General features: G+C 44.2%; 23 protein-coding genes. 5 read left to right on the top strand and 18 right to left on the bottom strand.

All coding sequences use genetic code 11. The features are described 5' to 3' along the window. Window positions 1–11 precede the first annotated feature (11 nt). Window positions 12–1361 carry a M56 family metallopeptidase gene (locus tag H8S57_RS14175; RefSeq protein ID WP_186908684.1) on the top strand — a complete coding sequence of 450 codons (1350 nt, stop codon included), beginning with the start codon at window positions 12–14 and terminating at the stop codon, window positions 1359–1361. 217 nt (window positions 1362–1578) lie between these two features. Here the strand turns inward: H8S57_RS14175 and H8S57_RS14170 are convergent, their stop codons facing one another. The 5 genes from H8S57_RS14170 to H8S57_RS14150 form a co-directional block, all read right to left on the bottom strand. After that, window positions 1579–3153 (bottom strand): IS1182 family transposase, encoded by a 1575-nt coding sequence (locus H8S57_RS14170; RefSeq protein ID WP_016147156.1) that lies wholly within the window; start codon window positions 3151–3153, stop codon window positions 1579–1581. Between the two features lie 273 nt (window positions 3154–3426). Continuing rightward, window positions 3427–3843 carry a winged helix-turn-helix domain-containing protein gene (locus H8S57_RS14165; RefSeq protein WP_186908683.1) on the bottom strand — a complete coding sequence of 139 codons (417 nt, stop codon included), beginning with the start codon at window positions 3841–3843 and terminating at the stop codon, window positions 3427–3429. Between the two features lie 192 nt (window positions 3844–4035). Beyond that, window positions 4036–6003: a M56 family metallopeptidase gene (locus tag H8S57_RS14160; protein WP_186908682.1), complete on the bottom strand. Its 1968-nt coding sequence runs from the start codon at window positions 6001–6003 to the stop codon at window positions 4036–4038. A gap of 10 nt (window positions 6004–6013) precedes the next feature. Beyond that, window positions 6014–6373: a BlaI/MecI/CopY family transcriptional regulator gene (locus tag H8S57_RS14155; protein ID WP_186908681.1), complete on the bottom strand. Its 360-nt coding sequence runs from the start codon at window positions 6371–6373 to the stop codon at window positions 6014–6016. A gap of 495 nt (window positions 6374–6868) precedes the next feature. Continuing rightward, complete coding sequence (locus tag H8S57_RS14150) at window positions 6869–7225, bottom strand: helix-turn-helix domain-containing protein (protein WP_071428872.1); 357 nt, start codon at window positions 7223–7225, stop codon at window positions 6869–6871. 170 nt (window positions 7226–7395) lie between these two features. Between H8S57_RS14150 and H8S57_RS14145 the strand changes: the two genes are divergently transcribed. Next, window positions 7396–7842: a DUF1273 domain-containing protein gene (locus tag H8S57_RS14145; protein WP_186908680.1), complete on the top strand. Its 447-nt coding sequence runs from the start codon at window positions 7396–7398 to the stop codon at window positions 7840–7842. 181 nt (window positions 7843–8023) lie between these two features. Here H8S57_RS14145 and H8S57_RS17455 read toward each other — a convergent pair whose 3' ends face one another. The 12 genes from H8S57_RS17455 to H8S57_RS14085 form a co-directional block, all read right to left on the bottom strand. Continuing rightward, window positions 8024–8848 carry a hypothetical protein gene (locus tag H8S57_RS17455; RefSeq protein ID WP_242963988.1) on the bottom strand — a complete coding sequence of 275 codons (825 nt, stop codon included), beginning with the start codon at window positions 8846–8848 and terminating at the stop codon, window positions 8024–8026. A 437-nt stretch (window positions 8849–9285) separates the two neighbouring features. After that, window positions 9286–9702: a winged helix-turn-helix domain-containing protein gene (locus H8S57_RS14135; RefSeq protein WP_087377460.1), complete on the bottom strand. Its 417-nt coding sequence runs from the start codon at window positions 9700–9702 to the stop codon at window positions 9286–9288. Between the two features lie 108 nt (window positions 9703–9810). Next, on the bottom strand, window positions 9811–11496 hold the full coding sequence (locus tag H8S57_RS14130; protein WP_186908679.1) for an ABC transporter ATP-binding protein: 1686 nt from the start codon (window positions 11494–11496) through the stop codon (window positions 9811–9813). A gap of 14 nt (window positions 11497–11510) precedes the next feature. After that, the gene (locus tag H8S57_RS14125) at window positions 11511–11750 is read right to left on the bottom strand and encodes a hypothetical protein (protein ID WP_186908678.1); all 240 of its coding nucleotides are present in this window, start codon (window positions 11748–11750) and stop codon (window positions 11511–11513) included. Window positions 11751–11858: 108 nt separating this feature from the next. After that, the gene (locus H8S57_RS14120; protein ID WP_186908677.1) at window positions 11859–12506 is read right to left on the bottom strand and encodes a TetR/AcrR family transcriptional regulator; all 648 of its coding nucleotides are present in this window, start codon (window positions 12504–12506) and stop codon (window positions 11859–11861) included. A 367-nt stretch (window positions 12507–12873) separates the two neighbouring features. Then, entirely contained in the window at window positions 12874–13290 is a 417-nt protein-coding gene (locus H8S57_RS14115; protein ID WP_186908676.1) for a winged helix-turn-helix domain-containing protein, read from the bottom strand. Window positions 13291–13508: 218 nt separating this feature from the next. After that, a complete protein-coding gene (locus H8S57_RS14110) occupies window positions 13509–14147 on the bottom strand; it encodes an ATP-binding cassette domain-containing protein (RefSeq protein ID WP_186908675.1) in 639 nt (212 codons plus the stop codon). A 14-nt stretch (window positions 14148–14161) separates the two neighbouring features. After that, window positions 14162–14350 (bottom strand): hypothetical protein, encoded by a 189-nt coding sequence (locus H8S57_RS14105; protein WP_186908674.1) that lies wholly within the window; start codon window positions 14348–14350, stop codon window positions 14162–14164. 16 nt (window positions 14351–14366) lie between these two features. Next, window positions 14367–15734, bottom strand: coding sequence for an FtsX-like permease family protein (locus H8S57_RS14100; RefSeq protein WP_186908673.1), 1368 nt, complete (start codon window positions 15732–15734; stop codon window positions 14367–14369). A 91-nt stretch (window positions 15735–15825) separates the two neighbouring features. Further along, the gene (locus H8S57_RS14095) at window positions 15826–16947 is read right to left on the bottom strand and encodes a sensor histidine kinase (RefSeq protein WP_186908672.1); all 1122 of its coding nucleotides are present in this window, start codon (window positions 16945–16947) and stop codon (window positions 15826–15828) included. After that, entirely contained in the window at window positions 16944–17609 is a 666-nt protein-coding gene (locus H8S57_RS14090; protein ID WP_186908671.1) for a response regulator transcription factor, read from the bottom strand. Before H8S57_RS14090 ends, H8S57_RS14095 begins: the two co-directional genes overlap by 4 nt. 57 nt (window positions 17610–17666) lie before the next feature. Further along, window positions 17667–18206, bottom strand: coding sequence for an SLOG family protein (locus H8S57_RS14085; protein ID WP_186908670.1), 540 nt, complete (start codon window positions 18204–18206; stop codon window positions 17667–17669). Window positions 18207–18362: 156 nt separating this feature from the next. Between H8S57_RS14085 and H8S57_RS14080 the strand changes: the two genes are divergently transcribed. From H8S57_RS14080 to H8S57_RS17450, 3 genes are all read left to right on the top strand, one after another. Beyond that, the gene (locus tag H8S57_RS14080; protein ID WP_021632301.1) at window positions 18363–18677 is read left to right on the top strand and encodes a helix-turn-helix transcriptional regulator; all 315 of its coding nucleotides are present in this window, start codon (window positions 18363–18365) and stop codon (window positions 18675–18677) included. Between the two features lie 271 nt (window positions 18678–18948). Then, complete coding sequence (locus tag H8S57_RS14075) at window positions 18949–19509, top strand: RNA polymerase sigma factor (RefSeq protein ID WP_186908669.1); 561 nt, start codon at window positions 18949–18951, stop codon at window positions 19507–19509. Continuing rightward, on the top strand, window positions 19506–20030 hold the full coding sequence (locus H8S57_RS17450) for a hypothetical protein (RefSeq protein ID WP_243204841.1): 525 nt from the start codon (window positions 19506–19508) through the stop codon (window positions 20028–20030). Before H8S57_RS14075 ends, H8S57_RS17450 begins: the two co-directional genes overlap by 4 nt. A gap of 48 nt (window positions 20031–20078) precedes the next feature. On the opposite strand, the gene H8S57_RS14065 is transcribed toward H8S57_RS17450, so the two are convergent. Next, on the bottom strand, window positions 20079–20609 hold the full coding sequence (locus tag H8S57_RS14065; RefSeq protein ID WP_186908668.1) for a helix-turn-helix domain-containing protein: 531 nt from the start codon (window positions 20607–20609) through the stop codon (window positions 20079–20081). Window positions 20610–20672 lie beyond the last annotated feature (63 nt).

Here is a 20672-nt window from a genome sequence, read left to right as displayed (position 1 = left end):
GAGGAATTTGTATGGTAACTTACTTGCTTAGTACTCTGTTTTTTCTGAATTTAATTGCCAGCAGCGTGTACCTGCTTTTCAAAACTTTGCTCGTTTGGGCAAAAAACGGCGTGAATGAGCGTTTCCGCTATATTGGGTGCATCGCTGTCATGGTGTTGTTCTTGATTCCATTTTATCAGGTCTTGCCGATCTCTTCTGCAACAAAAGATATACCATTTCAAACAGGCGAATACTTGGAAGGCATTAGCAGCGTTATTCCAAAAGACGAAGTAGTCCAACAGAATACTTCCATCAATGAAAGCAACAGCATGAGAACGAGCGGTTTTCGCTTGGATGTTCAGACACAGGAAAAGATTTTAGTTGTTTGGTCTGTTGGTATGTCTGCTCTTGCATTATGGTATATTGCTGTATTGTTAAGATTCCGTAGGAGACTATCCAAAAAGCAAACACAGCCTGTTTGTGGTGAGTTACAGCGAATCGCAAATCACTGTGCAAGCGAATATGGAATCCGGCAAATACCAATTCTCAGAGTATCGCCATATGTACAAAGTCCGGTGATGATTGGTTTTTTCAAGCCGATCATTGCAGTACCTGCTGACGGACTTCCGCCAGCGGATATACAAATGATTCTGAAACATGAACTGGTGCATTTTAAACGCCGTGATTTGTGGTGGAAACTTCTGGGCGTCGTAATACAGACGATTCACTGGGTCAACCCTATTGTGTGGCTGCTCTGTAAAGACTTTGAATTTTATGCCGAGACATCCTGTGATGCTCAGGTAGTTCAGAATCTTGACCATGAGGAACGTAAACACTATGGATACCTTTTGATTTCGTATTCCAAATTTCAACACAAATTGAACTCTACGCCGGGGATTTCTTTTACATCCTCGCGCGAAAAGCTGAAAAGGAGAATTTGCATTATGCTGAATGGAAATAAGTCCAAAAAACTGATCGCTACTGCGCTTGTTTGCGTATTGGGTGCAAGCAGTTTTGCGCTGTCCGCATTTGCTGCCGAGGCGCAAAGTAATACTCCGCAGACGATCAACGGAATTGTTGCTGGCAAGGATGTGTCTACAACTTCCAGTGACGAGCTCCTCACCGGTGAAACGCAAACAGATATTCCCTTTGCTCAAAGCATCAATCCGAACGACGGATATGATCTCAAGGCCAAGGAGGAGGTCTCTTTTTCCGATATGATTACCAGTATGTCAAAGGTTCCGCTTGAAATTCCTGATGAATTCAGGCAGGCTGTGGCAAACGGAGAAGTCACTCCTTTGCAACCGGAAGATGGAGTTGAAGTAGAGATTTTTGATGCTAATGGTGTTAAGGTAAGCCTCAACGCTAACATGGAACAGTAAGTGTTTTACGACCACGGAAAATATTTATATAATGGGGCTGTTGCAAAACGAAAGTGGAGCAACAGCCCCGTTTTCTGTGGAAAAGTGGTTCTGTGCAGTATTTTGGAGAACAAATTGTAAAAAAGTTTGTCACCAAAAGGAAAAAATGGTACAGCAAAGCTGGGCTTCTCGGGTGAGGAGAGGTCCAGTTTTTTGCATTTTCCGGTTGTGGAAAAATCTATTCTTTTTTCAGGGGAAAAAGATGACTTTTCAGCCGTCCCTGTTGCAGTTTGGCCCAGTACTTTTTCAGGTCAAAGGCCAGGCAGAGCAGGAACAGTTCCAGTGAGATATTGGTCTTGCCCCGCATGAGGAACCGTTTGAACCGGCGGTTGCTTTTCAGTACGCCAAAGGCCCCCTCCACCTGGATGGAGCGGTTCATCCGAAGAAGTGTTCCCCGCGGGGTGCTCAGCTGCCGGAGAGCCTGGTCCCGGAACTGGGCAAACTCCCGGCAGACCTTTACCTCTTTGCAGAAAGCCGGATCCCGGGAGGTGGTGCACTGCTCCCGCAAAGGACAACCGCCGCACCCCTCGCAGCGGTAATAGTCCATGGTGGTGACCATGCCCTTTTCTTTTCGGGAGCAGCTTCGGCGCAGTGTCAGCTTTCTTCCTGCGGCACAGAGGAAACAATCTTCCCGTTCCAGATACTGCATATTCTCCAGCCGCCAGATCTGCTGCGAGTACTTTTTGGTCTTTCGTACTTCGTAGTTGGCAGGCTTTATATAGCATCCCTGGTCCTTGCGGTCCAGGTACAGATAATTGCCCACGCTTTCGTAGCCGGCATCCGCTACAATGTCCCGGTAGCTTCTGCCCTGCATCCGCTGGATATGCTCCAGAAATGGGATCAGAGTGCCGCTGTCTGTGCAGTGGGAGAAGGCCGCCACCCCGGTAATGTATTCGCTGTTTACCGCCAGCTGCACATTGTAGGCGGGCTTCAGTTGTCCGTTGCCCATATGGTCCTCCTTCATCCGCATGAAGGTGGCGTCTTTGTCGGTTTTGGACAAGCTGTTGCGCCGGCAGCCCATCTCAAACAGCTGGGCCTCATAGCGGTCCCACCTCTCCAGCAGCTGCTCCAGCTCCTCATACTGCCGCTGCCAGGACGGTTTCCGTCTCCCTGTACCCCGGACCATTTCCCCTCCTTCCGGCACAAGGCTTTGGGCAAGACGCCGCAGCTTGCCGGCGGTCAGGTTTCCGTTCCCTCCGTATTGCCGGAACAGCTCTTTTGCCTTCTCCTTTACCTTGGCCAGCTGCTTTTCCACACTCTTTCGCCACACAAAGGTATACCGGTTGGCCATGCTCTCTATCTTGGTCCCGTCGATGAATACTTCTTCGTACTGGATCTCTTCCTCTTTCGCCAGCCTTCTCACATACTGGTAGAACAATCCCTCAATGGCGTCCCGGGCCTTCCCGCTGCGGAACCGGGCAATAGAGCAGTGATCCGGCGCTCGCTCTCCCTGCAAAAGCCAGATGAAATCGATGTTCTTCCGGCAGGCTTCCTCCAGCTTTCGCGTGGAGTAGATCCCGCACATATACCCGTACACCAATAGCTTGAACATGATCCGTGGTTCTGCTGCCGATTTTCTCCCGATGGGTGAATACGCTTTGTACAGTTCCCTGTAATCCAGTTCCTCAAGCTGGGCGTTGGCTACAAATACGGGTTCATCTTCCGCTATCTCAATATTTTGCGCAATGGGCAGTGCTAACTGTTGATACTGCCATGCCTTTCTGTTATACTTTTCTTGTTGTATTTGTTTCATGACAGTTTCAGATTACAACAAAAAATGAGATAGGCAACCCCTTCCGGGGAAGTCTATCTCATTTTTTTATTGAGTCTGTTTTGCAACAGCCCCATTTTTTATAGAAAAGCCTGTTTTGCAGGTAACTGTATGTATTCAAGGAATTATGTTTACAGAGAAAAAGAAATATATTAAGCAATAAAATGTTTTCAAATCTCAAACTTATGTAATAGCCGAATATGCCTCTGTTGAGAAAAGTACCGGGCACTGTTGTGTCCGGCATTTTCTTGTATGCTATCTTTCGATTTTATAACCAACCCGGAAAACAGTCTTAATATAGATTGGATGTTTTGGATCAGACTCCAACTTGCCCCGCAGGCGCCAGATCGTGTTGTCCACGGTATTGGTGCCTAATTCGCAGTCCTCGCCCCAGGCCGCATTATAGAGCTGCTCCCGGCTGAATACGCGTCCAGGGTAACGGGCCATACAATAGAGGATGGAGAACTCTCCATAGTTCAGGTGGATCTCTATATCTTGCTTCATTACCCGACGCTGCTCTGGAAATATCATAATATCGCCCAGAGTCAGAACGGAAGGCTCCAGGTCAGCAGCATGAAGGATTTGAACATTCTTACTCTGTAAGGCTTCTATGATGGAGTGAAATATACTTCCATCCGGGTCGGAAGTACGAATGACGATTAGTTCTTCCATACTGTTTACCTCCAATTAGGTAGAAAAGAAGGGCGGCAGCACTCCTTGCTGTCGCCCCTTGTCTGCTCACCAGCAAAGACAGACGGGGCTGTCAACGGCGGGCGCAGCCCGTTCATCTTGACCGGTGAGTGGCTCGGCCGACTTTGCTATCTGCATTTAACTACTTACTTCAAAATGAACATCATGAGAAATTCATTCAATTTCAACACCAGTTAAATTTCCCTTTTTATCATAGACCGTATGAACTACGATTTCTCCGCCATCTTCCGAAGATAAGGTGAACACATCGCCCTGTTTGTTTTTATCTATAAATGTTTTCACCAGTTGATTGTTATAATAGATATTCCCCAATCCGTCGCCACTCTCATACCGGATTCCAAATTCTGCGTATTTTTTCATCACTTCTGCGAAACTTGTTCCATCATTGGAGTTGGAAAAGCCCGAAGCCGTGGTGGTGGATGGTCCATCGGACAGATAGTCGTCCATATCCCGACTATCAAACACCTCCTGGCTATCCTTTTCAATTTTGATAAGTTTACCGAAAGGATCGACGCTACCGTCGCCATTATCGATTACAGAACGGACGGTGTGGACATCTACCGTGCCCTTTTCGTTGTAATATTGGCAGAGGACAGAAGATGCACCGTCGCCAGCGTCTACACCATCCCAGAACAATCTGACCAAATCGCCTTGAAACAACATATTTCCGCTTTCATCAAATGAGATGCCATAATCTCCATATAAATCCAACATTTTTTTCTGTGTTAGCTCATCCGATTCCGTCGAATTAATATCCATTGAGACCTCAACGGTTGTGTCAATTGGACCTGGATTCATAGCGAGCAGAACGTCCTCTTGACCATCCACCGTTTTGGAATACTTCACGCCATTCTTAATATCCTGCAGCATTTCCTCATACATGGCGATGGTTTCATCAATCTTTTCCTGTGTCCAAACAATTTTCTTACCGTTTCCAGTTCCTGTTGCTCCGAGTATGCTTTGGAGTTCTTTTTTCTCGTTTTCAAGCCATTCTTTGTATTCCTCATACGTCCACCATTCTACTTCCGGCACAGGATACTTTTTCAGATATTCAGATTCTTCCATCATGCTGCCATCTCCAAGGACATAGTAGGTTTTTCCATCTTTGGTATATGTGCTTTCAATTCCTGCAAGGAGAGTTGTGGAGTTATCTTTGCTGGATTCTACCTTTGCGGAAGTCGCAAAGGCGGTAGTGGTTCCAACAACAATCAATGCTGCCAGAGCGATAGAGAAGATGGTTCTTTTTTTGGTTTTCATAATTGCTGTCATCCTTTCTTCAAGGGCATTTTTACTAAAATTATTGCATAAAGGGGTAATTCCGCTTTTTATTTCTTCCATACCAATCAAAGTTCGTGCATAAGAGGCTTTTGTGTTTTCTCCAAACAAGTGGAGAACGGTTTCATCGCAGGATAATTCAATATCTCGATTAGCAAGAACATACATTACCCACACAAAAGGGTTAAACCAATGCACACAAAGAGCAATCAGCAGAATTAGCTTTGTTATGGTATCGAATCTTCGTATATGCACGAACTCATGTGCTAAAACATATTGCAGTGTCTTTTCATCGTTCCAGTCTGTTGTTTTGGGCATCAAGATCACCGGCCGAAGGATACCAAAAGTGAGTGGTGCTGACACCAATTCGGATTGTCGAATTTGAATAGAACGCTTAATGTGATGGCTGCTTAACCAATTACGTGTAAAATCATTGTCTATCGGCAAAGATGTTTGAAATTCTTTATAACATTTCCAGTAGGTTATCGAGAAAACAACCGCACATATTAGTGCTCCGATTGCCCAGATGATTGGCCAAATAGGAACAGCGACTTCAGAGTGGGAAATATAATTGGGGGCAGTAGTCATTTGTCCTTCTTGAATGGCCGGACCCAAAGTGGTAACTGCCGTATCTCCTACATTGCTTATGTTCGGCTCTTTTTCCCCAAAAAACGTATATATACTGAACGCAGAAGGGGCAGAAAATGGAATGAGTAATCGTGCAAGTGTAATTCCCCAAAGTACCATAAAAGTCTTTTTAGGTACTCGATAAATGACTAAGGCGCGAATGACTGTAACTGCTAAAATCATTACTGCGCCAGCAAAACTCATATGCAGCAGGCTCATACTCATCACCTCATTCCAAATCACCGACAATCTTTTTCAATTTGTCGATCTGCTCGGCAGACAGTTTTTTCCGGCTTAATAAAGCCGCAAACAGTTTATCAGCCGAACCGTCATAAATTTTGTTGATAAGTTCGTTTGTTTCTGCTTCTTGCACGTCCTTCTTTGGAATCAACGCATGGCACATAAAGTTGGGTTCGGTTCGCTCAATCGCTCCTTTTTTGATACACCGCTTAATCAGGGTGTAAGTTGTATTAACATTCCAGCCCAGTTCATCCGTCAATGTTTTCGCAACATACTTTGCGGGCTGATCGCCTTCTCTCCAAAGCACATCCATTACTTTCAATTCAGAATCGAACAGTTTGATTTCCATAAAATCATCCTCTTTCTACGCAAGTAATAAGACTGTAGTAGTATCATCGTTGATATTATAATACTACAGTCTTATAAAAAGTACAAGAGCATTTTATTTTTACTTTGTGAATTTTTTGTAAAACAAAGTAAAGAAGTTTCAAAAGCGGTTCGCAAAAGGTTTTACACCACTGCAATTAAGCATTGCAATGAACTGTTATTTTTCACAGTGTATTTGTTTGTGATTATGGTTACACTTCAGCCTGTTGTTATTGACAGTTTGTTTGGGCTGGGATGATGCGGTTTTCTTCACTGTTAGCCCTGCCGTATCTGACTTCTCCGGCTCGGTTGTCTGGATGGTTGAATGAATTTATCTAATCCAGGTAGGAACGGAAACCAAATGTGTAGAAATATCCCCGAAACAAAGCGCCGGACGCAGAGGCATACAGCCCGCGCGTCCGGCGCTTTGCATTGTAAGAAAAGAGTAGCGCAGTACGGTCAATCGTGACTGCCTGCGCTATTCCTGCTGTTTCAGCTTCATATCCCTGCGGATCGTGTCTTTGGCTGCTTTTAGCAGATCGGTGAGTATGCGTATCTCGTAGTCGTCGCAATCCTCCAAAAGCATTTGAACCTCATGGGAGAAAACTTCCTTGGAATGGATCACGCTGTCGCACAGAAATTCATCCACCGAAACAGACAGGACGTTTGCCAGCGCAACCGCCATCGGTAAGCTCAACTTGGAATGACCGTTTTCAATGTTGCTCATGTGGGTAATGGACAGCCCGGCCTTTTCCGCCAATGCTTCCTGCGTCAGATCGGCCCTTATTCTTGCGATCTTCACGCGCTTCCCAATCTCTTTGTAATCTAATTCCATCTATTTTCCCTCGCAGTACGTCGCCTAATATTATTCCTCCTTTATTGTAAAGTACACGGCACAGATATATAATAAACTATATAAATTCAAAATTTGTGTGCTTTAAGTTTTGCAAATTTTCTGTGATGGGTTGGCTTGTTAAATAAACTTTTTAAAGTGGGGAAATAGATATGGTGGTTTGTACTTTTGCGGGACACAGAGAAGTCTTTGGCCTTGGCCAGTCGCGGGTGGTGGAGATATTGGAGAGGCTGCTGGAAGCGGAACAGGAAATGACCTGCTATGTGGGCGGTAAGGGAGAGTTTGACGCCCTTTGCGCCAGCGCGGTTCGTACTCTAAAACACCGACACCCGGACAAGGCAATCTCTCTGGTTCTGGTGCTGCCCTACATGGAGCAGCGGCTAAACACGGATAAGGAATACTATGAAAGTAACTTTGACGAAATCCTGATCCCCATTGAGCTTGCGGACATCCACTACAAAAAGGCAATCACCGCCTGCAACCGCTGGATGGTAGACCGGGCGGACTGCCTGATTGCTATGGTGTGGCGGGATTACGGCGGAGCCTATCAAACACTGAAATATGCGGAACGCCTCTGCAAACAGATTTTCCGCTTATGATAATCAGGTGGAATCTGTTCACCATGTCCGTATATCATGGCGCGACCCCTGATTCGGCTTTTGTTCATCGCACTGACAAGGGGGAAGTTACTGATGAATGAGTATGTGGTTGTAAGGAACAGGCGAAAGGAAAACACTCGAAAGAATATCTTTCACCTATCGTCCTGAAACCGCAGGGATGTCAGCCCTGTGCCGCAAAATATTTTTTTAGTTTGGCAATTGCCAGGTTTATGGACTTGGCAACGGCTTGGTGGCTTGTCCCTTCCATGCGACCAATTTGCCGGGTAGAGAGTCCCTGAAAAACATGAAGCCGGAATCGCCGTTTCTGAACCTCGGTCAAAGCGCCCACTGTAAAAAGCTGCTCCAGGGCTTTCCAGGCATACTTGCGGTTCTGTATGTCAACAACTCGTTCTTCCCATTCTTCATCCAGTGCGCGAGTGGCGCAATGCTCCGTTTCCTCCAAACCGTGAATGGAAACATCCTTGCGGGTCTGGGCGCTCTCTGCCCGATCCTGCTCATAGTAGATTTGATCGGACAGGGCTTTCAGCTCTGCAAAGTCATGTTCCGTTTTGTCAGGATTCTCCTTCAGATAATCCTCCAGTGTGATTTCTATGATTTCGTTATGAAAGCGATAAACGATATTTGGGCTGTTTTTGTTTATCGCATAGTCGCTTTTGCGATAATTTTGCACTTCTGTTACCTCCGATTTGTTTTTTTGTGGAAAACAAATCGGAGGTGGCGGCCCCCTAACTCTTTGTTCAGGGAGCCTTAAATAAAAGCGGCCGACTTTGTATCGGAATACAAAATCAGCCGCTTTCTGAATATGTGCATTGAGAAGTCCAATAGGGCAGGCAGCACCGGCAGGCGGGGGTTTGTCCCCACTGGGGGAAAACTCCCGCGTACAAAAACGCCTGCCAACGCCTGTTGAAATTTGTCCATTGAAAGCCGTGTGTCGTTGATATGGGACAAAAAGCAACTTCTCAATGCTGCGGATGGCATCGTCCATAGCATTGCTACTCCTTGCCCGCTATTATGCGGACGGCACACAGGCGGCTGGCATCATCCCCTTTCTTCCATCAACATGGCAGTTCTACGCTGCCGCCCTTGCTGATAATTTTTAATTGTAAGTTCTAAATTTGGGGAACCTTGACGGTTTCCCTCGGAATTTGTCGATAGCATAAAGAAAGGCGGCCCTTATCCATAGGATAAAGACCGCCGTATGCACTGATTATGTATGATTCTGTTTTTGCAGCCCCTCATTGGCCTCACCTCACTTTTCCCCAGGGGATGGGTAGACTGTCACAGTAAGAGTTTATCTTGGAGAAATCATCAGGACTTCATCGAGAAATGTAAAATTTCCTTTTTTCTTCGCATTTTAGTTTTTTATAATGGCAGAAAATAGCACCGGACGCAGAAGCCCTCCGCGCCCGGCGCTTTGCTATGCTATTTTTCGATTTTGTATCCTACCCGAAAAACAGTCTTGATGTAGGTGGGGTGCTTTGGGTCAGGCTCCAGCTTGCTCCGCAGGCGCCAGATCGTGTTGTCCACCGTGTTGGTGCCTAATTCATAGTCCTCGCCCCAGGCCGCATTGTAGAGCTGCTCCCGGCTGAATACACGCCCAGGGTAGCGGGCCAAGCAGTAAAGGATAGAGAACTCTCCGTAGTTCAGGCAGATCTCCACACCGGCTTTCGTGACCCGCCGCTGCTCTGGAAATATCTCAATATCACCCAAAGTCAGGCCGGAGGGTTTCAGATCAGTAGCATGGAGAATCTGAACATCTTTTCCCTGTAAGGCTCCCAGGATGGAGCGAAAGATACTTCCGTCTGGGTCAGAAGTACGGATGACTATAATCTCTTGCATACGATTTCCTCCCTGGGCCGCCGATCCTGTGCTGGGCAAAGAAAGCAACGTCCTCGATTTCTCAAAGTCGCCGTAGGGCAAACCAGTAGCGGCTCACTCCTTAACTACTTATTTTTTCAGTTGGTAGAAATCATAAAATGCAGCGTGTTTTGCAATGAGAGCTTCAAATGTACCATGCTCAACGATTTTTCCTTCTGCCATAAAAATAATCTCGTCATAGAGTTCAAGAATGTCTTTGCTCATATTGTGCGTGATTGTAAGCAGCGTTAAATCAGATATTGCTAATAACCTGCTTTCAATGTCATACGCAGTCTGCATATCTATTGCAGAAGTTCCCTCGTCTAAGATCAAGAGTGGTTTTTTACGGATTAAAGCCCTTGCTACGGCAATTCTTTGCTTCTGGCCACCGGAAAGATTAGCGCCATTTTCTCCGACATGATATTCAAGGCCATTTGGTACTTGCTTGATAAAACTTGATAAACCACTATCAGATAAAGCAGACTGTAATTCTTTTTCGCTGTAATCTTCATGCAAGCAAATATTATCGAAAATACTTTCATCGAACATATAGACATTCTGATGAATGATCGACGACAGGGCAGTTATTTTATCAATATCCAAGATTGATAGACTGTCTGCGTCATATAGTACATTACCTGTGAAATCGGAATAATATCCGGCAATTAACTTAATAAGCGTAGATTTTCCGCAACCACTTTTACCGACAAAAGCATATTTTTTACCTTTTTCAATGGATAGTGAAATACCGCCTATGACTTCATTTTCTTTATCATAAGAAAAGTGCAAATTCTCTACACAAATTGCATCATTGAAGGTAGGAGATTTTTTCGTACTTGCGTCTTGTTTCTCGTAATCTGAAAGTTGATTTAGCTTTTGTGCAATCGGCTTTATGCTTTTAATTTTGGGGATATTACTAAAAATAATTAAAAGGGGATTGGCAAGGTTACTGCTTACCTGCACCATGCCTAATAACGCTCCTGCGCTGATACGTCCAATGATAATGAAGTATGCCGAAAGAAAAACAACAACAACCTGAACAAGAAGCGCAAGTACCATAGAAACCGCTTCATTTGCGGCAATCGCTTTGTCAACGGAATATTTTGCTTTTATCGTGTCCTCGTTACTTGCTTCAAATCGTGAAAGAACATAGTTTTTCATTCGGTAGGACTTGATAACTTCAAAACCGGATAACAGATCTTTTACATGGTTTGTAAAAACGGATAGCATATCAGAATATTTGTCCTGTCGTTTTGAGAGCAGCCCGCCAAACAGACTGGGTACTATAAGCATAATGGCGATTGCAATAATTACGCATACCGTAACGATAATGTCAAAGTAAATCATTACAGCAAGGGATGCTATAAAAATAATAGTGTATTGAATGACTTGTAGGAGAGGAAGCAAAAAATTGTCCTCAATCATTTTTACATCATTCGTAATTGCAGATAAATAGTCTGCGGTATGGTTTTTAGCGTAATCCTCAATCGTGTGCTTCTCAATTCCCATAAAGGTTTTGGAGCGGACTGCTTTCATAATCTTGCAGATAAATTTTTTGCTGAAAAAGGATTGTAGGTACATGAATACTCCCATAAGCGCAAAGTAGGCTAAAGAAAAGAGTAGTATTCTGATGAAGCCGTCTATATCGCCCATATCTACAATATCCATAACCTGTTGCAATAAGATAGCGATAAACACATAAGATAGAGAGCTGATCGCAGTAAATAACACGGTAAGGAACAGCAAGAGTTTGTATTGTTTCAAATAACGTATCATAAATTAGTATCCTCCTATTTCCTGTTAAAGAGCAAATCACAAACAAGTCCTACCGCGCCTAAACCAAACAAACAGGTAGCTGCTGATTTATAGCCTTTTTCAGATAAATGTGCAGCTCCTATCATCAGCCCAATTTCTGCCGCAGCAGATATAGACTTTGATACAATGCGGAATGAACGCTTTTTCCATGCCTTATTTGCAGCTCTTTCAATTTTGTTTGCAGCATTTTCGATTTTTTGATCTACATTAGACATAACAATCTCCTTTCATACATTAAGACGGTATGTATATTCCTGAAAATAATACCTTATGAATGTATGTATTGTTTGTAAATAAAACTGCCTTTTACAAGGCAATTTTATTTACTCACTTACATTTAGATGTTCAAGGTAGTTCTTCACCATTCCGAAGATTTCATCGTCAATGATCGGTAGATTCATACTGTCCAACAAATACTTGATAAAAGCAAACTTTGACAGCAGTTCCTCATGTGTTGCGGGATAGACCGATGGAATCAACCAAAAGTTTGTAAGCAACGGCAAGAGTTCTGAAAGTTCTTTTGCGTAGTCTGTCTGGATAGAACCGTCCTCTATTCCTTCTTGAATAAGCTGGAGCCAAAGAGGGGCGATCAATCTCCTATTTGTATCAGCAAGTTCTGCCAACAGACGAGGATTTTTCAAAAGGGGAATACTTTGTTTTCCAAGTTCTGTCCTACCAATATCTGCATGGTTTAACTTGATGACCTCACGCATTTTCTGTAACCCGTTTAAGTGCTTTTGCCTTTGTACAGTAACAAACGGATTATTGTCAAAAAATAGTTTTTCCCCTAATGCTTCAATAATTTCCTCTTTTGACTTGAAGTGATGATAAATAGCACCTTTAGTCAATCCACCGAGTTCATTTACAATATCTTGAATAGTTGTATTGTCATACCCCTTTTCCATGAACAACCGTTGCGATACTTCTAATATCTTCTCAACGGTTACTTCGGGATATTTATTTCTCGCCATTGGAAAATCACCTTCGACCTTTATTCATTCGCTTGGTATGTATTTGGTATACGTCCAATTCTCATTTTTGTCAATATACATTCCAATGGTATTTTACTGGTTATGGGGTAGATTTCAAAATTTTGCGACAGATAGTGATTGTAGCACTCTACTCTCTACGCATTTAGGGGGCAAAAAGACCACGGGAATCAAGGCTTTTCGGCGTTGGTCGTTGGGATGGTAGGACGAGCTGACCGTTGACGAAGATATGATGCAGCACCTTATTTTGAAACTGCTGGAAGAACTGCCAAACTTCCCGATGGGGCAGGCATAAGAAAAAATAGCGCCGGACACAAAGGCACATTCTGCGTCCGACGCTTTTGGTATGCTATTTTTCAATTTTATATCCCACCCGAAAGACGGTCTTGATGTAGGTGGGGTGCTTTGGGTCAGGCTCCAGCTTGTTCCGCAGGCGCCAGATCGTATTGTCCACGGTGTTAGTGCCTAATTCATAGTCCTCACCCCAGGCCACATTGTAGAGCTGCTCCCGGCTGAATACACGACCAGGGCAGCGGGCCATGCAGTAAAGGATAGAGAACTCTCCGTAGTTCAGGCAGATCTCCACACCGGCCTTCGTGACCCGCCGCTGCTCTGGGAATATCTGAATATCTCCCAGAGTCAGGGCAGAAGGATTAAGGTTAGCAGCATGGAGAATCTGAACATCTTTTCCCTGTAAGGCTCCCAGGATAGAGCGAAAGATACTTCCGTCAGGATCGGAAGTCCGAATAACTATGATTTCTCCCATGCTGCTCACCTCCAGTGGGAATGAGGTAGAAAAACATATATCTCGACTTCACTTAATAGAAATACAGATACAGATTATGCAAATGGAGCCTTACCAATTTTGTGCTCTTATTTTTGATTTTCTAACTGGACACAATATCCATGTTTTGTTCATTGCTTTGTACTGTCATTCTTGCTAATAACCTGCTTTTAATGTCATATGCAGTCTGCATAGGTGTGTTAATAAAGTTGCTCCATCTGCAATTTTCCGCGCATCAACCTCAGCACTATATCAGCCTGTTTTGCTAATTCATTGGAGTGCGTTACCACCACAACGCACTTATTCGTTTTGTGTGCGCTCTCTTTGAGAATTTCCGCGATGTCCTGTGCAGTATCTTCATCTAAGTTACCTGTTGGTTCATCAGCGAGAATAATAGGCGCTTTGCTGGCCAACGCCCTGGCAATGGCCACCCGCTGCTGCTGGCCGCCGGAGAGTTTCAACACATTCCGCTTCGCTTCGTCTTTGCTAAGTCCCAGCCGTTCCAGAAATGGGAGAGCAGGCTGTTTTGCTGTCAGCCGGACATTTTCCTGCGGAGTCATATAGTCAATCAAATTGTAGCCTTGAAAAATAAAGGAAACATAGTTCTTGCGATGATTCCCCAACCCCACCTTTTCAATATCTTTGCCATCAAATAAAATCTTGCCGCTGCTTGGGCTGTCCAATCCACCAAGTAATGAAAGTAGTGTTGTTTTACCACACCCGGAAGGACCAAGGATTGCATACATTTTCCCGGTTTCCATTTGTATGCTAATTCCTTTCAGTATATTTTTCTTCTTGTCATAAGAGTATGTCACATCATGTAGATTCAAAATTTCCATCCTCGCACCCCCTATTAGCCTTCTGGCACAAATTCAATATCAAAGTCATAGTCATTTGCCTTATCCGGCATTTCATAGTCTATGATAGGTGCTCCAGATTGATCTTGCGTATTGTCTGGCTCTTTATGGTCCTCGGAAGTACACCCCGTAAAAAGCAAGCAAAAGAGAAAAACAACGGAAAAAATCTGGAATATTCTTTTCATAAGGATACCGCCTTTCTTAACTCATTTTTGACAAAATTTCACGGGGCTTCAGCCTCATAACGGAAATAGAAGAAATTCCGGCAGATACTGTTACAATTCCAAGTCCTATCAGGAACAGCACGCCCATGTCTTGGATCTGCACTGTAACCTGTAATTGGGGCATTTCTATTTCCTGGGTTCCCATATCGGTGCCAGCCTCCCCACGACTTCCAGCAGATATACCATCTTCTTCAACTTGGACATTTGCCGCAGATTGTTCAGGCTGTAAAATCGTTCCCATTTGACCTGCTATGGCGTTGGAAGAAAAATAGGAAAGGGAAAATGCAAGTACCGCTATGATTAGCACCTCTGCGATATATTGTCCTAAAATAGACAGCTTGCGTATTCCCAATGAAAGCAGTATGCCAGTTTCATGGACACGGGTTCTGGACCATAACGTAAGAATGAGAGAGAGAATCACAACGCTTACAATCAGTACAACAATAAGAATTGTTGAAACCAGTTCTGATAATTGCTGTAAAGAAAAAGCAGCGTTTTCATAACCCTCATTGTCAACCATAATAGCAAATCCCTTCCAATCCACGCCCTTGATTTCCTTCACTTTAGTAATGATATTCTCCATGTTCTGCGGATCGTCTACGGATACTGTCAGCTCATTAAACCCTTGCGTGGCTGGACTATTTTCATTGGCAATCCGGGTAGCCAGATCGCTGATAATTAGATTTTGTATTTTATCATAGGTCGTTACTTGATCGTTAATTCCTTCGATTTCTTTCGGTACAAACAGTCCTACAATCTCAATCTCTACGCCCTTATCTGTCTGAATCACATCGCCAATTTTTAAGCCATTTTTGTCCGCTAAATCTTTACTTATCAACCCCTTATTTTTGTCCCCCGGCATAATGTGGCGGCCTTCTGTCAGGGCAAGCTGCCCAGAAGTAAAACGCGAAAGTTCTTCGCTTTTCCATGTGCCGAGAATTTTTGATGAGTTTCGAAATTCTTCTTCAATCGGAATATTTCCGGCAAATAAATCCAATGAAGGAAGGACTGCCAAACTTTCTGTTGTGGCGCTGCAATAGTTCACGCCATCAATACTGCGTACCTGCTCTACCAGTTCCGGGCTGATTTGTTGTGTTGAATAGACAAGCGTTCCTCCATCCACACTCTCTACTTTCAAATACGGGTTGTTTTCTGTATAGTCGAATCCAATCAGAAAACTTCCACCAAGACTTTTCCGCAGTTCCATTTGGGCAGCATTAGATGCATTTCCAAGCGCTAAAGCTGTCAATACAAAAGTAGCCATCACCAGCAGGATAATAAAGAGCAAAATGCTTTTCCCTTTTTTACGGATGATGTACAGCCACGCACGGCTGATAAAATTCATAATAAAACCTCCGTTTCAATATAGTTACCCGTTGCAACACCGAAAGAATATCACAACCATATGGAACCAATATGAAACGGAGGCAGAAATTCTATTTTGTAAAGAATAACAGAAACCGCATTCCCTGCGGAGAAGCCATTGGCTCGAAGGTATAGGAAAGCCCCATAGCCTTCGACAAAGTGCTCACAATATATAGCCCTAAGCCATTTCCGCCATCTTGACGGTTACGGGCAAAATCAGGACGGTAAAAAGGCTCAAACAGGTGAGAAAGAGCTTCTTGAGGAATCGGTGTACACTCGTTTTCAATCATTATACGGTCTGCATAAAGGACGACCGAAACCTTGCTTCCAGGCTTGGTGTAGGAAACCGCATTGGAAAGCAAATTGGCCAGAATCTTCTCTAAATTTCTTTTTGGCAGATCAAGGGGGCAACCCTCATGGATTTCCACAGAAAAATCTATTTGATTGGCTTTAGCAATGAGTTTATAAGGTTCACACAGTGTTGGAAGGGTATCGGACAAATCAAAGGGTTCCGATATTTGTACGTCCTGGGTAAAATCCAATCGAGAGGTTTCCAATACTTCTTGTATCATACTGGAAAGCTGCTCTGCTATTTCTTTGCATTGAACTAAATAGGTATCCCGGTCCTTATATTTTCCGATTCCTAACAGCATATTTTCCAAAATAGCATGAAGTGCGGTGACAGGAGTTTTTAGTTCATGAGAGGCCGCCCGGAGAAAATCAATTTTAGACTGCTCCGCCTCCCCGACTTTTTTCTTTTCTTCCTCTAAGTTTTCAATCGTAGAAAGCAGACTGGCATACAGGGAATTGACATTACAGGCCAGCACACCGATTTCATCACTGGAGTTTACCGGGCATCGGGCTGTTTTATCCAGTTGTTCCATCTGTTCTGTGGTTATAGAAATCTGCTTGATTGGAACAGCCATCGCTCTGGAAAAAATCAGGGAGCATACAAGAGAAACAAGTACAGAGCAGGCTAAGGAAATGGGCAACGCCTTGAAGATCGCGTCTTGAATAATCCACTCTGTATTAAGCGTGGTTTCCATCATCACGCCATTTTCCAAAAATCGGCTGGCATTGATCTGCATTTGGGGCGCGAACATATACAGGAACAGATGAGAAGCCAGCGTCACCAGCAGCATGACCAGAAAGGTATAGAGAAAAATTTTCGGGAATAATTTCAGCTTCTTCATGGCATTTCCTCGTACTTATACCCTACGCCCTTAACTGTGACAATACAGTCAAGCCGTAGTTTCTTCCTCAGATTTTTAATATAGGTATCAATAGTTCGGTCAATAATCGGCGCATCATATCCCCATAAATCGTCCAAAATTTGTGTCCTGCTTAAAACCATCCCCTTGTGTTCGCACAGTAATTTCAGCAGATCAATCTCCTTTGGGGTAATATCAATCCGGCCATCCGTATCTGAAGCGGTATAGCCGCTAAAATCTACCATGACATCGCCAAACTGCATCTGCTTTAATTCTTGATTTTTCCCGCATCTCCGAAGCAGAGCTGTCACCCGTTTTCCTAATAAAAGCATGGAAAAAGGCTTGGAAATATAATCATCGGCTTCCTCGTCAAAGCTGGCGGCTTGTGTACCTTCATCATCCAGCGCAGTCAGCATCAGAACGGGAAGGGAACTGTCTTTTCGCAATTCTTTTAGAACGTCTATGCCTGTCACTTTAGGCAGCATAATGTCCAGGATCACCAAGTCCACCCGATTACTTTTCGCCATTGCAAGCCCTTGCTCTCCATCAAAAGCTGAAAGAACCGTGTGACCCGCAGCTCCCATGTATTCACAAATTGCTTCATTCGTAGCAATATCATCTTCTACAATCAGTAAGATTGCCATATCCTTCACCTCCACCGCTTATTATATCAGAGATGTGTGGAGTTAATATGAAAATGATTAAGAATTATATGTTACCATTGAGGTATCTGGATGAATCAAAATTACCGGAACTTGCTTTTTCCTTGCATACCAGACACACTGCATTGTCCCGGATCGCAGATTCCGCGCATCGTCATAAACTGCCACCAGGTAGTTGGCCTGATCCACCATGTAGCAATTTCTCTTGATATAGCTCTCACGGCAATCTTCGTTTCCGATGACTTCTTTTTTGCTGCAATGTTGCAGGATAAACTCCATCCGGCGCTTGCTGCGCTGATCCCACTTGGCATCATGGCCGACAAACGGCAGGGCCACAACCAATTCAATATCTTCGTATCCAGGCTGTTCCTTCAGACGAAGGATTTGTTCAGCCGCCCACATATCCACACCCAGGGCGCCGCCAACATAAAAGCGCCGGACTTCCTTTTCATCATGTAGCTTTCGGAACACCTCCAGCATACTGGCTTTGATCTTCTTACAAAGGGCATAATCTTCACTGTATTTGAACTTGAACCGGCTTGGCCGGTGTCCAGTAATAGCACAAACGCATTCATTCATGCGGTTTCCTCCTGTTCTAATAGCGGTCAACACATAGAAAGCAAAAATAACTCATTTAATAAGGCGCAAACGAAATCATAAGCCAAATTATAACACAAATAATATTCAATATCCAGGGAACCTTTCTGATATGCTAACAATCAGAGAGGTGAACTTATGGACGAAGAATTTATCCGCAATCGGATCACGGAGCTGCGGTTGAAAAAAGGCATTTCTGAATACCAGTTGAGCTTGGAACTGGGACAAAACCGTGGCTACATCCAGGCTATTTCCTCCGGCCGAGCATTGCCTTCCATGAAGCAATTCTTAAATATCTGCGAATATTTTGAAATAACGCCCCTGCAATTTTTTGACGCTACCGAAAATACCCCACAGCTTGTCAGAAAGGCGTTGGATGGCATCAGGACATTATCAGATGATGATTTAATTATATTGCTTGGTCTTATCGCACGGCTGAATCAAGGAAAATGACGGCAGGCGCCAAATGGCTCCTGCCGTTTATCTTTCCCTATATTATCCCCCATTTTCGCATCCACGCAAAACATTGTGTAAATCGAATCTTGAATTGAGAGAGGAATAAAAGACCACATTAGCGGAACAGAAACGCTGGCGAGCCGCCGCCGGCAACATTACAAAAAGTGTGGTATAGTGGTATAATTTTTTTCGAAAAAATTTTGAGATTGATGTAGTTTTTGCTGCTAAAACCGTAGTATATAGGTGAAGTCGGAAAGGAGGCGGTGAGATGATAGACGATGAAAAAATCATAGAAATGTTTTTTGAACGATCAGAGCAAGGCATACGGGAACTGGACATTAAATACGGAAAAATCTGCCACAATCTCTCATATAACATTGTGAATAGCAGACAAGACGCGGAGGAATGTGTCAATGACGCTTACTTAGGTGTGTGGAACGCCATTCCCCCGACAAGGCCGAATCCGCTGTTGTCCTATATCGTGAAAATCGTTCGGAACATTTCACTCAAAATCTATTGGAGAAAGGAAGCAGCCAAACGGAGCGGTCACTACAAAATTGCCTTAGAGGAAATCGAGGGCTATATCGCAGACCAGAAAACCGTAGAAGATGAAATCGAAGTCAGAGAATTAACTCGTATCATTGGAGAATTTTTGGACACGCTGACACTCGAAAACCGCGTTATCTTCATGCGCCGCTATTGGTTTGCCGACAGCTACAAAGACATAGCCGAGTTTGTAGGGCTTTCGGAGAAAAACATCTCCGTCCGGCTGACCCGTATCCGAGAGAAAATGAAACAATATCTGATAGAAAGAGAGGTATTCGTATGAACGCAAAGAAGTTTTCCGACGCTATGAGCGAACTTGACACCAAATACATTGATGAAGCGCTTTCGTACAATTCTCAAACAACTTCCCGACATTTTAAGCGCAAATGGACTGTTGCTCTCATAGCCGCCATTTTAGCATTGTGTTTAATGGGCGCTGGCGTAGCAGCGGTTAAAATATATATTGACCGTGTAGCGTCCCCGGACGCATTTGAAAACATCGAACACCATGATTTGAGTGCTGATGGGACTATTCAAATATCCGAGTACATTGATAACGGCGAACTGTTTATGGTTCCAGACGCCATGACCACCAACAAAGAAGAAATTTCTGTAACCAACAATAGTCAAAGCGAAGTCACGGTATATTTGTATTCTGGTGAAGAACTCGATGAATCCATTAGGGAGTTAAGTGTTGGCAAAAATGAAACGGAATCTTTTACCGGCCTTTCTTCTCGTTTCCTGTACCACATTGGCATTACAACAGAAAGCGCAGGACAAATCAATGTAACAATCGAAGATTGAACCTTTTACTTTTTTCTTCATCCGTAAGTATCTGTTCACCTGTACGGTTCAAGGGGGTATAAAAATGGACTGCCCCCCAGTCCACATGCGAATCGGGCGGCAATTCTGCCGCCCGATCTTTGTTTCAAAGCCATCTGCAAAGGAGTAGGAATCCGTTGTCGGCAAAGTGGCAGACTGCTCCCCAGGTGTGGGATCAGGGGCATTACAGGCATCCGCAGGGGCGCTTTCCGGCTGCACTGCCGGGGATTCATCAGACGCATCATCTTCCGGCACAGGGGCGTTTTCCGGCTCGTCAGGGCAGGGCAAGTCAGAGCATAAGGTATAGAGGTTGCTGGTCTGGCCGCCGTTCTTACGCTCGTCAAACCGGGCCTGCTTGACGATATATCCCGCCTTCACCAATTCATCCAGCGCCCGCTTTACGGTGGACACCCCATAGCCGCACTTGGCGGCTATGGTCTTGATAGAGGGGAAGCACTCGCCCTCTTTGTTGCAATGCAGAACCAGGACTTGCAGCACAAGCCGCGCTCTGGGCTTCAGTTCAGAAGAAAATGCCCGCTGCATATACTCAAACTTTGCCATATTCCAATCCTCCCAATCATGTCTTACTGTTACAGGCGCTTTTCTCCTGCAATATACTTCTCC

This window comes from Lawsonibacter hominis, assembly GCF_014287895.1.
GTDB classification, from domain to species: domain Bacteria; phylum Bacillota; class Clostridia; order Oscillospirales; family Oscillospiraceae; genus Lawsonibacter_A; species Lawsonibacter_A hominis.
Note: the sequence above shows the minus strand (reverse complement) of the source record. Positions and strands in the feature narration are given on the sequence as shown.

Excerpts from the sequence above, each read along its gene's own strand:
- H8S57_RS14175 (WP_186908684.1), top strand. The coding sequence starts at position 12 with ATGGTAACTTACTTGCTTAGTACTCTGTTTTTTCTGAATTTAATTGCC.
- H8S57_RS14170 (WP_016147156.1), bottom strand. The coding sequence starts at position 3,153 with ATGAAACAAATACAACAAGAAAAGTATAACAGAAAGGCATGGCAGTAT.
- H8S57_RS14165 (WP_186908683.1), bottom strand. The coding sequence starts at position 3,843 with ATGGAAGAACTAATCGTCATTCGTACTTCCGACCCGGATGGAAGTATA.
- H8S57_RS14160 (WP_186908682.1), bottom strand. The coding sequence starts at position 6,003 with ATGAGCCTGCTGCATATGAGTTTTGCTGGCGCAGTAATGATTTTAGCA.
- H8S57_RS14155 (WP_186908681.1), bottom strand. The coding sequence starts at position 6,373 with ATGGAAATCAAACTGTTCGATTCTGAATTGAAAGTAATGGATGTGCTT.
- H8S57_RS14150 (WP_071428872.1), bottom strand. The coding sequence starts at position 7,225 with ATGGAATTAGATTACAAAGAGATTGGGAAGCGCGTGAAGATCGCAAGA.
- H8S57_RS14145 (WP_186908680.1), top strand. The coding sequence starts at position 7,396 with ATGGTGGTTTGTACTTTTGCGGGACACAGAGAAGTCTTTGGCCTTGGC.
- H8S57_RS17455 (WP_242963988.1), bottom strand. The coding sequence starts at position 8,848 with ATGGACGATGCCATCCGCAGCATTGAGAAGTTGCTTTTTGTCCCATAT.
- H8S57_RS14135 (WP_087377460.1), bottom strand. The coding sequence starts at position 9,702 with ATGCAAGAGATTATAGTCATCCGTACTTCTGACCCAGACGGAAGTATC.
- H8S57_RS14130 (WP_186908679.1), bottom strand. The coding sequence starts at position 11,496 with ATGATACGTTATTTGAAACAATACAAACTCTTGCTGTTCCTTACCGTG.
- H8S57_RS14125 (WP_186908678.1), bottom strand. The coding sequence starts at position 11,750 with ATGTCTAATGTAGATCAAAAAATCGAAAATGCTGCAAACAAAATTGAA.
- H8S57_RS14120 (WP_186908677.1), bottom strand. The coding sequence starts at position 12,506 with ATGGCGAGAAATAAATATCCCGAAGTAACCGTTGAGAAGATATTAGAA.
- H8S57_RS14115 (WP_186908676.1), bottom strand. The coding sequence starts at position 13,290 with ATGGGAGAAATCATAGTTATTCGGACTTCCGATCCTGACGGAAGTATC.
- H8S57_RS14110 (WP_186908675.1), bottom strand. The coding sequence starts at position 14,147 with ATGGAAATTTTGAATCTACATGATGTGACATACTCTTATGACAAGAAG.
- H8S57_RS14105 (WP_186908674.1), bottom strand. The coding sequence starts at position 14,350 with ATGAAAAGAATATTCCAGATTTTTTCCGTTGTTTTTCTCTTTTGCTTG.
- H8S57_RS14100 (WP_186908673.1), bottom strand. The coding sequence starts at position 15,734 with ATGAATTTTATCAGCCGTGCGTGGCTGTACATCATCCGTAAAAAAGGG.
- H8S57_RS14095 (WP_186908672.1), bottom strand. The coding sequence starts at position 16,947 with ATGAAGAAGCTGAAATTATTCCCGAAAATTTTTCTCTATACCTTTCTG.
- H8S57_RS14090 (WP_186908671.1), bottom strand. The coding sequence starts at position 17,609 with ATGGCAATCTTACTGATTGTAGAAGATGATATTGCTACGAATGAAGCA.
- H8S57_RS14085 (WP_186908670.1), bottom strand. The coding sequence starts at position 18,206 with ATGAATGAATGCGTTTGTGCTATTACTGGACACCGGCCAAGCCGGTTC.
- H8S57_RS14080 (WP_021632301.1), top strand. The coding sequence starts at position 18,363 with ATGGACGAAGAATTTATCCGCAATCGGATCACGGAGCTGCGGTTGAAA.
- H8S57_RS14075 (WP_186908669.1), top strand. The coding sequence starts at position 18,949 with ATGATAGACGATGAAAAAATCATAGAAATGTTTTTTGAACGATCAGAG.
- H8S57_RS17450 (WP_243204841.1), top strand. The coding sequence starts at position 19,506 with ATGAACGCAAAGAAGTTTTCCGACGCTATGAGCGAACTTGACACCAAA.
- H8S57_RS14065 (WP_186908668.1), bottom strand. The coding sequence starts at position 20,609 with ATGGCAAAGTTTGAGTATATGCAGCGGGCATTTTCTTCTGAACTGAAG.